16 protein-coding genes are annotated in these 13,961 nt (G+C 71.3%); 6 read left to right on the forward strand and 10 right to left on the reverse strand.

The window, feature by feature from the left end:
* Positions 1-13 precede the first annotated feature (13 nt).
* Genes VGO10_RS13210 through VGO10_RS13220 form a run of 3 tightly spaced genes read left to right on the forward strand, consistent with a single transcriptional unit; the run spans position 14 to position 1,633 of the window.
* Entirely contained in the window at positions 14-856 is an 843-nt protein-coding gene (locus VGO10_RS13210; protein ID WP_327469026.1) for a hypothetical protein, read from the forward strand.
* A gap of 10 nt (positions 857-866) precedes the next feature.
* A complete protein-coding gene (locus tag VGO10_RS13215; RefSeq protein ID WP_327469028.1) occupies positions 867-1,478 on the forward strand; it encodes a cytochrome c oxidase subunit 3 in 612 nt (203 codons plus the stop codon).
* The gene (locus VGO10_RS13220; protein WP_327469030.1) at positions 1,478-1,633 is read left to right on the forward strand and encodes a hypothetical protein; all 156 of its coding nucleotides are present in this window, start codon (positions 1,478-1,480) and stop codon (positions 1,631-1,633) included. Before VGO10_RS13215 ends, VGO10_RS13220 begins: the two co-directional genes overlap by 1 nt.
* A gap of 538 nt (positions 1,634-2,171) precedes the next feature.
* On the opposite strand, the gene VGO10_RS13225 is transcribed toward VGO10_RS13220, so the two are convergent.
* Both VGO10_RS13225 and VGO10_RS13230 read right to left on the reverse strand, forming a co-directional pair.
* Positions 2,172-2,816 carry a c-type cytochrome gene (locus tag VGO10_RS13225; RefSeq protein WP_327469032.1) on the reverse strand — a complete coding sequence of 215 codons (645 nt, stop codon included), beginning with the start codon at positions 2,814-2,816 and terminating at the stop codon, positions 2,172-2,174.
* Between the two features lie 130 nt (positions 2,817-2,946).
* Positions 2,947-4,536, reverse strand: coding sequence for a glycosyltransferase family 4 protein (locus tag VGO10_RS13230; RefSeq protein WP_327469034.1), 1,590 nt, complete (start codon positions 4,534-4,536; stop codon positions 2,947-2,949).
* 47 nt (positions 4,537-4,583) lie between these two features.
* On the opposite strand from VGO10_RS13230, the gene VGO10_RS13235 reads away from it, so the two are divergent.
* Positions 4,584-4,871 (forward strand): hypothetical protein, encoded by a 288-nt coding sequence (locus tag VGO10_RS13235; protein WP_327469036.1) that lies wholly within the window; start codon positions 4,584-4,586, stop codon positions 4,869-4,871.
* An 11-nt stretch (positions 4,872-4,882) separates the two neighbouring features.
* Positions 4,883-5,329, forward strand: coding sequence for a hypothetical protein (locus VGO10_RS13240; protein WP_327469038.1), 447 nt, complete (start codon positions 4,883-4,885; stop codon positions 5,327-5,329).
* Here the strand turns inward: VGO10_RS13240 and VGO10_RS13245 are convergent.
* The 5 genes from VGO10_RS13245 to VGO10_RS13265 all read right to left on the reverse strand — a co-directional run bounded on the left by VGO10_RS13245 (position 5,286) and on the right by VGO10_RS13265 (position 9,701).
* Entirely contained in the window at positions 5,286-7,100 is a 1,815-nt protein-coding gene (locus tag VGO10_RS13245) for a hypothetical protein (RefSeq protein ID WP_327469040.1), read from the reverse strand. The two genes, VGO10_RS13240 and VGO10_RS13245, sit on opposite strands and share 44 nt — an antisense overlap.
* Before the next feature lie 63 nt (positions 7,101-7,163).
* Complete coding sequence (locus VGO10_RS13250; protein ID WP_327469042.1) at positions 7,164-7,814, reverse strand: hypothetical protein; 651 nt, start codon at positions 7,812-7,814, stop codon at positions 7,164-7,166.
* Between the two features lie 79 nt (positions 7,815-7,893).
* The gene (locus tag VGO10_RS13255; RefSeq protein ID WP_327469044.1) at positions 7,894-8,496 is read right to left on the reverse strand and encodes a hypothetical protein; all 603 of its coding nucleotides are present in this window, start codon (positions 8,494-8,496) and stop codon (positions 7,894-7,896) included.
* Between the two features lie 3 nt (positions 8,497-8,499).
* Positions 8,500-9,279: an enoyl-CoA hydratase/isomerase family protein gene (locus tag VGO10_RS13260; protein WP_327469046.1), complete on the reverse strand. Its 780-nt coding sequence runs from the start codon at positions 9,277-9,279 to the stop codon at positions 8,500-8,502.
* Positions 9,276-9,701, reverse strand: a complete 426-nt coding sequence (locus VGO10_RS13265; protein ID WP_327469048.1) for an HIT family protein — start codon at positions 9,699-9,701, stop codon at positions 9,276-9,278. The genes VGO10_RS13260 and VGO10_RS13265 overlap by 4 nt, the downstream gene beginning before the upstream one ends.
* 81 nt (positions 9,702-9,782) lie before the next feature.
* Between VGO10_RS13265 and VGO10_RS13270 the strand changes: the two genes are divergently transcribed.
* On the forward strand, positions 9,783-10,979 hold the full coding sequence (locus tag VGO10_RS13270; protein WP_327469050.1) for a M28 family metallopeptidase: 1,197 nt from the start codon (positions 9,783-9,785) through the stop codon (positions 10,977-10,979).
* On the opposite strand, the gene VGO10_RS13275 is transcribed toward VGO10_RS13270, so the two are convergent.
* The 3 genes from VGO10_RS13275 to VGO10_RS13285 form a co-directional block, all read right to left on the reverse strand.
* A complete protein-coding gene (locus VGO10_RS13275) occupies positions 10,976-12,370 on the reverse strand; it encodes an HD domain-containing protein (RefSeq protein WP_327469052.1) in 1,395 nt (464 codons plus the stop codon). The two genes, VGO10_RS13270 and VGO10_RS13275, sit on opposite strands and share 4 nt — an antisense overlap.
* Positions 12,367-13,494, reverse strand: a complete 1,128-nt coding sequence (gene alr / locus VGO10_RS13280; RefSeq protein WP_327469054.1) for an alanine racemase — start codon at positions 13,492-13,494, stop codon at positions 12,367-12,369. The genes VGO10_RS13275 and alr overlap by 4 nt, the downstream gene beginning before the upstream one ends.
* A gap of 49 nt (positions 13,495-13,543) precedes the next feature.
* The coding region (locus VGO10_RS13285) for an ADP/ATP-dependent (S)-NAD(P)H-hydrate dehydratase (protein ID WP_327469056.1) at positions 13,544-13,961 on the reverse strand (418 nt) is incomplete at its 5' end.

Consider the following 13,961-nt stretch of genomic DNA (forward strand, 5'->3'; position numbering starts at 1 on the left):
AGGGGAGCACCACATGAGCACCATCCTGGTCGTGGCCAACGAGACGCTCGCGGGCGCTCAACTGCTCGAGACCGTCAAGGAGCGCGCGAGCGCCGGCGGCGAGGGCACCCGCGTCATCGTCTGCGTGCCGCGCAACAAGCCCAAGCACGGCAACATCATTTACGACGACTTCGTCTTCGACGCGGCCAAGGTGCGCATCGACCTGGCCCGCCGCTTCCTGCGCGACCAGGGCATCAACGCGGTCGGCGACATCGGCGACACCGATCCGTACACCGCCACGATGGACGCCGTCGCCGAGCATCATCCCGACGAGATCATCGTCTCGACCTTCCCGGCGACGGTGTCGGGCTGGCTGCGCCGCGATCTGATCGAGCGCATCGAGCAGGCCAGCGGCCTGCCGGTCACCCACGTCGTCCAGGACATCGACGCCGAGGGCATCCCCTTCCACGTCACGCTCGTCGTGGCGGCCAAGACAGCGAGCGGCGACGCGCTGCTGGACTCGTTGAAGAAGAAGGCCGGTTCCAACCCACGTGGCTCGCTCTTCATCGTGATCGTCCCGCAGGAGGGCGGCGAGGGCCATCACGCGGCAAATGCGCGGGCGCGCATGGCGCAGGTCGTCGACCGCCTGATCTCGGAGAACCTGATCGCCGCGGGCATGATCGGCGACCCGGATCCCTACACGGCGACGATGAACGCGCTGCAGTTCTTCCGCGTCGACGACATCGTCATCTCCACCCTGCCGGCCACACGCTCGGGCTGGCTGCGCGCCGACCTGATCGAGCGCGTCCGCAAGGTCACCAACAAGCCGGTCGACCACGTCGAGACCACCGACCGCGCCGCCGCCAGCGCCGCGTAAAGAGAGACCCATGGAAGCCGCCTCGATCGCCCACGGCCACGACCACCACGGACCGCCGCCGGCCAACCGCAGCTCGCGCGTCGAGCCCGCGCTGCTGGGGATGTTGTTGTTCATCATCTCCGAGATCATGGTCTTCGGGGCCTTCTTCACGGCGTACTTCTTCATCCGGATCGTCGCCGAGCCGGGCGGATGGTTCCCGACCGACGGCAAGGACCTTCCGGTCGCCGTGGCGGGCGTCAACACCGCCATCCTGGTGTCGAGCTCGCTGACGCTGCACTGGGCGCAGACGTCGATCAAGAACGGCAACCGCTTCGGCCTGCAAGCCGGCATGACGGCCACGTTCCTGTTGGGCCTGACCTTCCTCTTCATCCAGATCAACGAGTACGTCCACATCGGCTTCGCGCCGCAGGACAACGCGCAGGCCACCGTCTTCTTCTCGCTGACGGGCCTGCACGGCGCGCACGTCACCATCGGCCTGATCCTGCTCGGCATGGTCACGATCCGCGCCTTCAAGGGCCACTTCTCGGCCGAGGAGCACCACGGCGTCGAGATCCCAGGGATCTACTGGCACTTCGTCGACGTCATGTGGATCGTCGTGTACACGACGGTCTACGTGTTGTGATGGGCGACACGCCCCGCGACTGGAACGCGCTGCTGCTGCGGGTGCTGGAGCCGTTTCGGTCCGAGGCCGCGGCGTTCCGGGTGTTGTTGGGGACGATCGCGGTGTTCGGGACGATCATCGTGCTCGTCGTCGTTGCGCGGGCACTCGGCGCCTGAGGGCCAGCGGCGCTGCTAGGCGCCGGGTGTGTCGGTCGCGGGACGCTGCGTGGTTGGCGCTCAGCGCGTGGTGTTGGCCGCTGATTTGCGGCGTGGTCCGTCGGCATCGAGGGAGTGAGCGTGAGGAGCGCGTCGTGGCGTCCCTCGTCGTCCGCGAGCGCCCCGGGCAGGCGATTCACAGCCGTATTCCCGCCAAACGCGCCCGACCCGCCATATACGCGGGTTCCACGCGCTCGACGACACCAAAGCCGCGCATATCGCGGGTTCAGTGTCGTTGACCGCAGCGCGAGGATGGATGGCACCTAGGCGTTGAGATGCGACGTCGAAGTGCCATCGACCTCACCCTCGGACGACAACGGACGACGGGCAACGCCGCGAGATGCCGCTCACGCTCGCCCCCTCGGTGCCGACGGGCCACACCGCGCGCCCTGGCCAACGCTCGAACTGGGCGCCAGCCAGGCTGGCATTCAACGAACCACGCTGCGCGCAGCGGGCCAGCGTCGCGAGGCTGAGCGCCACGGACGCTCGCGCCGCCGCCCTACTTGACCGTCAGCGTCCCCTGCATGCCCGCCGCCCGGTGCCCCGGCACGGAGCAGTAGTACGTGTAGGTCTTGCCCGTGTCGAGCGTCGCCTTGAAGGATGACGTCCCGTTGGCCACGACAGCGCCCTTGCCCAAGCCGTCGATGACGATGTCGTGCTGCGTGCCGGACTTGTTCGGCATCTCGATCGTCACCGGGCCGGCGGTGCCGGTGGCCTTGGCGGCGGCGAAGGCCAACTGGCCACCCGGATCGGCCGGGATGCTCAGCACGCCGGCCTTCTCGACCGCGGTGCCGGCGCCGGCGGCCTTGACCGCGCTCGCCAGACGCCCGGTGTCCTTGCCGCCCTTGGCCGTCACCGATGCGACGTAGGCGGCGACATCATGCGCGTTCTGGCCGCTGACGAGCTTGGCCGGCATCTTGATGCCGTCGGAATTCGGCAGCCGGTTCGGGAACAGGATCTGCTTGAGGATGACCCCGCGGATCGCCGTCTCGCCAAAGTTCTCCTTCACCGGCTGCTGGAAGGCCTCATCGAGGTTCGGGCCGGTCGTGCCCTTGGTGCCGGCGCGCGCCAGCGTGTGGCAGGAGCCGCACTTCTGGACGAAGAGCTGCTTGCCCGCGACGACGTCGGCCTGGGGGTCTTTCACCCCTCCACAGGCAGACAGCGCCGGAACAACGGCGACGATGGCAGCGCAGAGCGCCGCTCGCGGCAAGATCCTCTTCCCCATGATCGCCGGGGATCCTAACCGCAACCCAGGAGGGCAACGCAACCAACCGTCATGGCTCTGGCAGCGCGGCGGTCTCGCCGAGGGCTGCGGAGACCACTCCGCGGGCCACGCCGTCCCACGAGAAGCGCTCGCGCGCGACCGTCTCCAGCCCCTCGCGCGTCGTCTCGCGCAGCGCCTCGGGCGCCTGCAGCCAGGCGATCAGGCGGTCGCTGAGGTCGCGCACCGCGCGCGGGCCCGCAGCGAAGCCCAACCAGGCCCGCGCACCCACCGGGACCGCGCCGGCCAGGATCGCTCGGACCTCACCGAGGCCCGAGTGGTCGGCGACGACCGGCAGCGCGCCGCACGCCGCGGCCTCGACGGCGACCATCCCGAACGCCTCCGGGAAGGTCGAGGGCACGACCTGCGCTTCGCTGGCGGCCAGCAGCGGCGCGAGCTCGGAATGCTCCAGGCGCCCAGTCACCACAACACGCTCACCCAGCCTCTGAGCGGCCGCCAGGTAGCGGTCACGGTCGGGGGCGCCATCGAGGTCATCCAGGAACGCCTCGAGCAGCATCAGCGGCGCGTGCGGGCCGCCCTCGGCCGCGCGGCCCTCGGCGGCCAGTTCTCGCACCGTCGACAGATCCCCGGCCGCCAGCGCGGCCAGGAGCCGCTCCAGCGCGTCGCGGTAGCCGCCGAAGCCCACGACCACGAGCTTGGCGTCCGGAACCGCGGCCAGCACGAGCGGCCACGCGGCCACGAGCAGGTCGACGCCCTTGGAGACGATCAGCTTGCCCACGAACGTCACGAGGCGGTCGCGCTCACCGTCGAGATCGTGCAAGGCGCGGGCCGCCTCGGCGGGGTCGCGGGTGAAGGCCGAGACCGACGCGCCAGCAACCGCCGGCGGCGCCGCGAGCGCCTCCTCCGCCAGGCCAGCAGCCAACGCGTGCAGCTCCGCGGTCGCCTGCGCGCGCGGGCGCGGCCGAAACGCCTCGACGTCCACCCCGGGCGGGCCGAGGCGCGTGCGGGCCGGCAGCGCCGGATCCTCCATCGCCGTCCACAGCGACTCGGCGGTATGGCGGGAACCGACGAGCACCGTCCGGGCACGCGCCAATCCCTCGCGGGCAGCCGGCAAGAAGCGCTCGGGCTGCGGCTTGACGGCGTACTCCAGCGCGCTGCCGTGGACCTTCACCGCGTACGGGACGCTCTCGGCCAACGCCCGCGCGAGGACCAGCGGGCCCATCACGAGGTGGTTGGCCAGCGCGATGTCGGGCTGCACGCGCTCGGCGACCTCGGCGACCGCCGCGACGTTGCGGGCGACGTAGTCGGCGATCGCCGCGTCGTCGAGCTCGGCGAACGTGCGCGCCTGCACAGCCTCGTAACGATCGGCGACATAGACCGGCAGGATCCGCCCCACATCGGGGCGGTAGGTCGTCACGCGGCGTCCATCGCGGATCGGCCGCACGCGCAGCACACCGCCGTCGTCCCAGTCGCCCGCCGCCCCGACAGCATCGACATCCTCCGGATGGCGTTCCTGGCAGAGCAAGTGCACGTCGTGGCCCTGGCGCGCGAGCGCGGTGGCCAGCAGCGCGTTGTAGACGTTGGAGCCGGTGCCTCGCAGGAGGTAGCCGTGGAAGATCAGGATCCGCAAGGAGGCCATCATGCCCGCTCACGTCTCGTCTGACGCCCGTCATCGCTAGGCTTTCGCCCGTGAGCCTGAAGCAGCGCTACCGCATGCGCACCCCCTCTACGGGGCGCGAGATCTTCCTCGAGGCCGAGCCCGGCAAGATCTACCGCGACCGCGACACCGGCGAGACCCTCGAGGTCGTCGGCAAGGTCATCCCGCTGGCGCCGAGCCCGTCACGGCTGCCGTTCGCCGTCGAGAACCTCCGCTTCTGCAACTGGTGCGACCAGTTGGCCCAGAAGGACCTCAACGACTGCCCCACGTGCGGGCGCCGCATGGGTCCCCTCGGCGTCCCCGTCCCGGCATCCGACTAAGCGAGCCACGCATGCGCCGTCCCGCCACGGCAGTCACCCTGATGCTCCTCGCCACCGTCGGCCTCACGGCCTGCGGCGGCAGCAGCGCGACGCATGACGTGATCCCGAAGAAGCCGCAGGCGCTCATCGCGCCCGCGAGCACGTCGATCGGGGGCGCCGCGGCGTCCTCGGGCGACAGCACGTCGACCACGGCGGCCGATGGCGCCTCCAGCAGCACGCCCTCCTCGACCACGCCGAGCACCTCGTCTTCCAGCACCGGCGCCGCCGTCACGCCCGCAGCCCCGAGCAGCGGCGCGGCGACCGGCGGCACCAACTCCGGCGGAACGTCAACGGGCGCCGGGACCGGCGCGGCCACCGGCGGCACCGGCTCCGGCGGCACCTCGACGGGCACCAGCACCACCAACTCCGGCGGTTTCAGCGACTTCTGCTCGCAGAACCCCGGCGCCTGCCCGGGCTGACCTTCGCCAGCACGCGCCGCCGCCGCACCGACCGACCGAGGCTCACGACGCATGCGGTCAGGAGCAGGGCGAAGCTGAGCAGCGTGAGCAGCCGCCCGACGCGCAGTTGCCACCCGCCGCCGGCGCCGTCGAGGCAGAGCGCACATTGCCCGCGCACGGTGGCGGTGAAGACGCGGTTGGGGTCGGTCCGGGTGACCTCGAGCAGGATCGTGCCGTCGGCGGTGCGCCCCGCAATCCGCACGTCGCCGGTGATGTGCACCAGCGGCGACCACACGACGTCGCTCACGACCTGATCGCCGACGTTGGCCGCGCCCCGGATCGTCGCCGCATCGGAGGTCAGCTGGGATGTCAATGTGGAAGCGACCTCGCCCACGGCCGTCTGCACTCCCTGCGGCTGGCCCAGCACCCGGAACTGCGCCGGCACCAGCTCGCGCGGGCCCGAGAAGGGGGACGGCTCCTCTTCGACGCGAATGTCCTTGTGATGGACGACGGTGGCCGTGAGCGCGACGCCGGGCTGTCCGGAGACGACGACGTAGATCGCGGCGATCGCCTGCACGGAGACAGCGATGACGAGGGCGGCCACCAGCGGCCGTCGCGCCCGCGCATGACCGATGCCCGTCAACAGCACCGTCACGGCGACGGCCGTGACCATCGCCAGGTACGGGATCGCCCGCATCGGCATCTGCACGGTCTGCACGGTCCGTGGGAAGTGCGACCACCACAGCGGATGGGTGATGATCGTCAGCAGGGCGGCGCCGAGCACGACCAACGCCACAGCCGAGAGGACGACGCCGCGCGTCGCGCGGCCGCGCGATCCGATCAGCGTGAGGACGAGCGCGACCAGGACCCAGCAGATCGCAAGGACCGGGGCCTGCGCGTAGATCCACATGAAGCCCTTGAAGTTCCCGGGAACGATCGGCCACGGCGACAGCACGTTGCTGATGCGCTCGAACGACGCGGTCCCGACGAACGTCAGCTGGTTGAGCGCGGTGTCGGTGATGTAGGTCTTGGACCCCAGCCAGATGTTCGGCACCAGCCACGCGCCGGTGAGGCCCACGCCGATGGCGACGGCGAGGGCGCCCCGACCGAGGCGTGAGAGGAAGTCGCGGCGCCCCAAGCCGCCGACCGTGACGGGCAGCAGCGCCAAGACGATGAACGGCAGTACCAGCCCCGTCATCATCAGCGCCACGTTGTGCGTCCCCGCGATGACCGCCGCGGAGCCGACGAGCGCAGCCAGCCCGAGGCGCGGGTGGCGAGGCTGCGGGCGCAGCAGCGCCGTCCAGCCGGCCAGCATGACCGGCACGGCGTTGACGCTGACGAGCTCGGCCCAGGCACCGCGGCCGTAGGCGTCGCTCAGGACATAGGGCGTGGTCGCGTAGATCAGGCCCGGCAGGACCGCCAGCCGGCGCGACAGCCCGAGGTTGAGCGCCGTCCACCAGATTCCGAGGTAGCCGCTGACCATGGCCGCGGCCATGCTCGCCAGGAAGACCGGCCACGCCCCGAAGAGCACTGCCGGATAGGCCAGGAGCCCGATCGTGAACCCGCCGTAGTACAGGAAGAACGGGTAGAACGTCCCGTCCTTGGTGTGGAGGAAGAACGTCGGGACCCCGTGGGCCGAGACATGCGCGGCCTCGCGCTGCAGGAACCAGTAGGCGTTCTCCCACTCGTACCACGCGTTCTGGTGCACGACGAACGGGATCAGCAGCGCCGCGACGAAGAGCGGCGGCAGGAACGTCACGATGCGCCGCTCGATGACGGGCGAGAGTGTCATGCACGCTGGACTCTCGCCACCACCTTGCGCTCACGCCAGAGCCAACTGGCGTTGGATGGCGCCTTACGGCGTCGAGATGACCCGCGCCGAGTACATGATGCGCGCGGTGCGGTAGAGGCAGTAGTAGCGGCCGATCTGGTTGACAGCCTGCGCGGTCTGGGCCTGGCTGTCGTCGCAGGTGCCCTTGGCTCGGCTGGCGCGCCAGGAGGTGTCGCCGCCGAGGCCCGCGGCCAGCGCCGGCGCCCATGTCGGCACGGTCAGTCCGAGCACCCAGCCCTTTTTGACCGGGATCGTCTTCTGCAGCGCGAACTCGACGGTCTGGCCGAAGTACGGCGTGAGCTTCTGGACCTCGCCCTGGGCGACCAGACGCGCGTGGAGCTTGGTGCCCATGCGCAGCACCGAGATCGCCGCCTGGGACTCGCCACCGAGGCTCTTGTTGAAGAAGTCGATCTGCTTGTCGCTCGGCTTGGAGAGCTTGATCGTCCAGGAGACGAGCACGCCATCCTTCTGGACGGTGTAGAGACCACGGTTGGTGCCGACCTTGGCTTGGTAGCCCGTGGTGCGCCCAAGGGCGTAGCAGGGCTTGTCCGGGCAGCTGGGGATGGCGTCGCCGGGATCGACGGCCGGGACGGGGTCCAGCGTGGCGGGAGCGACGGCCGGCAGGGCGAGGCCGGCGCCGATCAGGGCCGCCAGCAAGGTGCGGAAACGAGGCATCACGCCAATTCAACACGACGCGGCGGCGAAGTTGCGGGCGCCAGCGCCCACGCCCACCCCGATATCCGGGGCGACCGGCTCACGTCGTGGCCTTGCGCAGCACCAGCTTCAGCGTCTTGGGCGCGTCGGGCACCAGGTCGATGCAGCTGCCGCGCGGGCAGCCGGGGCGCGTCGACTCGGCGGCGACGTAGAGCGTCGCCGGCTTGCCGATCGCGGTCTGCGAGAAGCGCAGCGTCACCGTGCGCGTGCTCGGTCGCGAGACGTCCGCGCCGCCAGTGCGCTCCGGCAGCTTGTTGGCGCGCTGCTTGAGGATCGAGCCGCGCAGGGCGCCATCGGCGTTGGCGGTCGTGCAGATCAGGTAGTCGGGCGTGGTGTCGGGCGGCGCGGTCGTGGTCCACGCCTTGAGGCAGAGAGAGCCCGGAGGGGTGGGTGGGGTCGTATTACTTTGGAGGTCGCTGCCGGTCCACGCCGCGGCGACGGTCAGCGAGGCGCGCAGGCGGCCGTCGGCGGCGCGGGAGAGCGCGACGCGCGTGAGGTCCAGCGGGCTGCGCACGTCGCCCTTCGGGTCGGTCGCCGCCTGCGTGTCGGGCGCGGTCTCCGCGGGCGCGATCGTCGATCCCACCGACCAGGCCGCCATCGTCAGCAGGCCGAGCGTCGTCAGCGTCCTCGTCGCGCGCCGCATGGCTCAGCGTCCCTCGTAGGTGGCCTTGCCGGGCCCGTCGGTGAGGAACGAGCGGACGGCGTTCTTGAGGTCCTCGGTGTCAAAGAGCGCGCCAGAGACCTCGCCGACGATCGCGTCGGCCGCACGGGCGCCGCCCTCCTTCTGAGCTCGGACGATCGCCTTCGTGGCCGCATGCGCCTTGGTCGGCCCGTTGGCGATCTTGGTGGCAAACGCGCGGGCCTCGTCCTCGAAGGCGTCGTTCGCGTAGACGCGGTTGACGACGTTCCAGCGCTCCAGCGTCGCGGCGTCGAAGAGCTCGCCGGTGTAGATGAGCTCCTTGGCGCGGGCCGGGCCAGCACGTTCGGCCAGCCGCTGCGGGCCGCCCATCGAGGGCGTGAGGCCGACGACGATCTCCACCAGCCCGAACTTCGCGCGCTCGCTGGCCAGCAGGATGTCGCAGGCCAGCGCGATCTCGAAGGCGGCGGTGAGGCAGAGGCCGTGGGCGGCGAAGACCGTCGGCAATGGCAGCTCCTCGATCTTGTGGACGACCTCCAGCAGCTCGTCCCACAGTGCGCCACCGCGCTGAGCCGACATGCCGTCAAAGACCTTGCCGACGTCGACGCCGCCAGAGACGACCTTGCCCTCGGCCCGGATCAACAGTCCGCGCGGCGGGTCGGCGGCGACCTTGTCGATCGCTGCGCGCACGCCCTCGAAGACCGCGTCGTCAAAGAGGTTGAGCGGCGGGCTGTCGAAGGTCAGGACGGCCAGCGGGCCCTCCTGCTCCAGGCGGACGACGTCGGTCACGAGTAGTGCTCCTTGAGCTGCTGGCCGGTCGCACGGATGCTGTCCATGTCGCCGGGGCCGGGGATCCAGGGCAAGCGCAGAGGGTCGCCCTCGTAGCGCGGGATGACGTGCAGGTGGAAGTGCAAGACGGTCTGCCACGCATCGGCGCCGCAGCTGTTGAGGAGGTTGACACCGTCGGCCTCAAGCACCGTCTTGGCCGTGCGCGCGAGGCGCTGTCCGGCCAGCGCCACGGCCGCGAGATCGTCGGGCTCGATCTCCAGCAGATCGCGGGCGTGGGTGCGCGACACGACGAGAGCGTGCCCGCGGGTGGCCGGGTTGATGTCCATGAAGGAGACCGTCCGCTCGTCGGAGGCGACGATCGTGGCCGGGATCTCGCCGGCGACGATCTTGCAGAAGAGGCAGTCGGGGTCGGTGGCGGACATTGCGGCACCTTATCCACGCGGCGTGTCGTTCAGGTTCCGATCAGCTTCCGTGAGGCGGTCCACCAGTACGCTCCATCGTCGATGTCCGGCGCGGTCAGCACCCCCACGCAGGAGGCCCTGCACGCCGACGTGGCGACGCTGGCGGCGCTCGATCGCCTGCCGTGCTCGCCCGGCGAGGCCCAGGCGGCGGCGTGGATCGCCGAGCGGATGGCCGCCTGCGGCGCACGCGTGGTCGTCGACAAGGAGCTCGTGCACGGCACGTACTTCACGCCGCTCGGCGTTCTGAACGCGCTCGGCGCGGCGGGCGGGGTCGCGGTCCTGGCGGGCCGGCGCGGTCTGGGTGGCGTGCTCGCCGGTGCGGGCGCGGCCGGCATCTGGCAGGACCTCACCGGCGGCCGGCGCCGCGCTCTGCGACGGGTGCTCAAGCGCCAGTTGACCACCAACGTGGTCGCCGAGTTCGGCCCGGAGGACGCCCACCACACGCTTGTTGTCCATGCCCACCACGACGCGGCGCGGACCTCGTTCATCTTCGACCAGACGTTCGCGAAGTTCATGGTGGAGAAGTTCCCCGGCGTCATGGCTCGGACGGACCGTTGGCCGCCGTTGATGGGGCTGGTCATCGGCGGGCCGGCGGCGGCTGCGATGAGCGCCCTCACCGGTGGGCGTCGCACCGCGGCGTTGGGGACGGCGTTTGCGGCCGGCACCGCGACCGTCATGGCGCACATGATCCGCCAGCCGGTGGTGCCCGGCGCCAACGACAACCTCAGCGGCGTCGCGGTGCTGCTGGAGGTCGCGCGCAGGCTCCAGGACGCACCGCCTCCGAACGGTGTCCGCGTGATCCTGCTGTCGGCCGGTGCCGAGGAGGCCAACCAGGAGGGCATGCTGGCGTTCGCGCGGCGCCACTTCAGGCGCCTGAGCCCGGAGTCCACGTCGTTTCTCTGTCTCGACACCGTCGGCTCACCCGAGTTGGTGTTGATCGAGGGCGAGGGCTTTCTGCGGATGTACGAGTACCCCTCGGCGCAGAAGGAGCGCGTCGCCGCCGCGGCCCGCGACGCCGGCGTCCACGTCCGGCGCGGCATCCGCTTCACCTTCGCGACCGACGGGCTGGTGTCGCTGCGCCAGGGCTACCAGACCGCCACGATCGGCTCAGTCACCGAATACCTCGTGCCGGCCAATTACCACTGGCCGACCGACACGGCCGACAACGTGGACTACGCGTCGGTCGCGCGGAGCGTCGAGGTCGTCATGGGGACGATCACGCGCAGCGTCCCGACTTAGAGGAGCGTGCGCGCCAGCGCGATCGCCTCGTCGGCGGTCGAGACGTCGCCGGCGTAGCGAGCCTCGGCGATCGCGGCGAGCAGCTGACCGAGCTGTGGGCCACGGCGGATCTCGAGCGCCTGGGCCAGCTCATCGCCGCGGATCAGCGGCGGCTGCGCGACCCAATCGGTGTAGGCGAGCGCCTGGGGCAGGACCACGCGGGCGACCTCGAGGTGCTTGACGATCGCCTCCTCGGCCTTGCGGCCGCGGGTCGCGAGGCGGTCGGCGATCGAGAGCAGCGACACGTCGACCTCGACCGGCGCCGTCTTGACGAGGTACTGGTGGATCGTCCGGCGATCCAGCGGCGCCTTGTGCACGAGGTAGCCGAGGCCGAGATGATGGCGGGCGAGCGCCGCGACGTGGGCGCGCAGCCTCTCGCTGGTGCGCAGCCGGGTGAGCGCGGCGCGGGAGCGCTCAGCGCCAAGGTCGGCGTGGCCGGGGAAGCCGAGGACGGTCCCGTCGGCGTGGAAGGCCTGGGTCTCGGGCTTGGCGGCGTCATGGAGCAGCGCGCCGAAGCGCAGCGCGGTGGCGCGGGTCAGCTCGTCGGCCAGCGGCTGAGCGAGGAACGCCCGTAGCGGCGCGTCGAGCTCGGCACCGAGCGTGGCGCCCGGGTCACGCTCCAGCGCGACGGTCTCGGCGAGCACCTCGAGCGTGTGGTCGTGGACGTCGAGGTGGTGGTAGCGGTTCTGCTGCACGCCGCGCAGCGCGCTGAGCTCGGGCAGCACGTGCGGCGTGAGGCCGAGCGTGTCCATGAGCGCGAGACCCTCGAGGACGCGATCGGCGGCGATGACGCGCTTGAGCTCGGCAAAGACGCGCTCGGCAGCGACGCCGGCGATTTGGGGCGCGCGCTGGGCCGCGGCGGCTGCGGTTTCGGGATCGGGCTCCATCGCGAGCTCGGACGCGAAGCGCGCGAGGCGCAGGGTGCGCAGCGGGTCATCCTCGAAGCTTGACGGGGCGACCATCCGCAGGCGGCGGGCGGCGAGGTCGCCGGCGCCATCGTGCGGGTCGACGAGCTCGCCGCCGGCCAGCGGCCGCGCCATCGCGTTGATGGTGAAGTCCCGCTTGGCGAGATCCTCGATGAGCGAGTCGCCCTGCAGGCGCATGATGTCGACCTGCCAGCGATGCTCGGGGCCGACAACCCGCCACGCGCCGAAGGCGTCTGAGAGCTCGAACGCCGGCCCGCCCGCGGCCCGCGACAGCGCCTTGGCCAGACTGCGCACGTCGCCGTCGACGACGAGATCGAGATCCGCGGTCGGTCGCCCCAACAGCTCATCACGCACGGCCCCGCCGACGATCCACGCCGGCACGCCGGCCAGCGCACCCCGCGCGGCCTCCAGCGCCTCACCGCTCACCCCGCGACAGTCTCCCCGTCGCGGTGGTGGAGCCGTGGCACGCGCGCGGTGATGCCGGTGGTGATCTCGTAGTTGATGGTGTCGATCAGGCGCGCCAGGTCCTCGGCGGTGATGCGCTCGGCGCCCTGGGCGCCGATGAGAACGACGTCGTCGCCGAGCTTGGGGCCGAGGCCAGCAGCGCCCACATCGAAGGTCACGTTGTCCATGGACACGGTTCCGACGAGATCGATGCGGCGGCCGTGCAGGAGCGCGTGGGCCTGGTTGGTCAGCGCGCGGCGGTAACCGTCCCCGTAGCCGATCGGCACGGTCGCCAGCCACGTCTCGCGCTGAGCGATGAAGCGACGGCCGTAGCCCGCGCTCTCCCCCGGCTGCGCCGTCTTGAGCGCCGCGACGTAGGACACCAACTCGAGTGCGGGCTCGAGATCGCGCGACGCCGGATCCTCGCCGAACGGATCCAGGCCGTAAATCGCGATCCCACAGCGCACGAGGTCAAAGTGGGATGCCGGGTCGCGCAGGACGGCCGCGCTGTTGGCGGCGTGGGCGAGCAGGCCGGGATGGGCCGCACGCAGCGGCTCGACCCACGCCTTGAAGATCGCGAGCTGCTCGCCGAAGAACGCATCGCCGCGCTCGTCGGCGGTGGCGAAGTGCGTCCACGCGCCCGCCAGCTCGAGCTCCTCAGCGGCCTCGACGGCGGCGACGACCGCGTCGGCCTCCTCCGGATCGCGCGTGCCGAGGCGACCGAGGCCGCTGTCGAGCTTGACGTGCACGCGCGCGGAACGACCGGAGGCGACCATCGCCTGCACCCGCTCCACGGTCCAGACCGACACGTCGGCGCCGGCGTCGAGCGCGATCGGCAGCTCCTCGTCGCTGAGCGCGCCGAGCACGAGGATCCGGACGTCGTCGCCGACCCCGGCGCGCAGCTCGCGCGCCTCCAGCGCCGTGGCCACAGCGAGCCAGGTCGCACCGCCGCGCAGCGCGGCCTGGGCGCTCGGAACCATCCCGTGGCCGTAGCCGTCGGCTTTGACGACCGCGCAGAGCGCGGCCTTCGACGCCTCGCGCTTGAGCTGGGCGACGTTGCGCTCGATCGCGCTGAGGTTCACGCGCGCCAGCGCGCGGACCGCCACGCTCAGCGCTCCAGGATGTCGGCGACGATGGCCATTGCGTGCGAGGACTCTATTCGAGCGTCCGGGCCAGCTCGTCGACCACATCGGAGGCGATCACGCCATCCGGGCCGCCCAGCGCGCTCGCCGCGCGCCTGCCGGCCTCCGCGTGGGTGAAGACGGCGGCGCAAGCGGCCTCGAAGGGCTCCATCCCACGAGCCAGGAAGGCTCCGAGCACGCCGGAGAGGACGTCGCCGGTGCCGGCGGTCGCCAGCGCAGGCGAGCCGCCGCGCGAGATGCCGACGCGACCGTCGGGCTCGGCGACCAGCGTGTCGTCGCCCTTGAGGACGACGATCGCGCCGGAGCGGCGCGCTGCCTCACGTGCGTGGTCGAGACGATGGGCGGCGATCGGGTCGGAATCGACGTCGAGCAGCCGCCCCAGCTCTCCCCCATGCGGCGTCAGGATCGTGGGTGCGCTGCGCGACGCCAAC

Origin of the sequence: Baekduia sp., from assembly GCF_035996765.1 — a bacterium.
Lineage (GTDB): Bacteria > Actinomycetota > Thermoleophilia > Solirubrobacterales > Solirubrobacteraceae > Baekduia.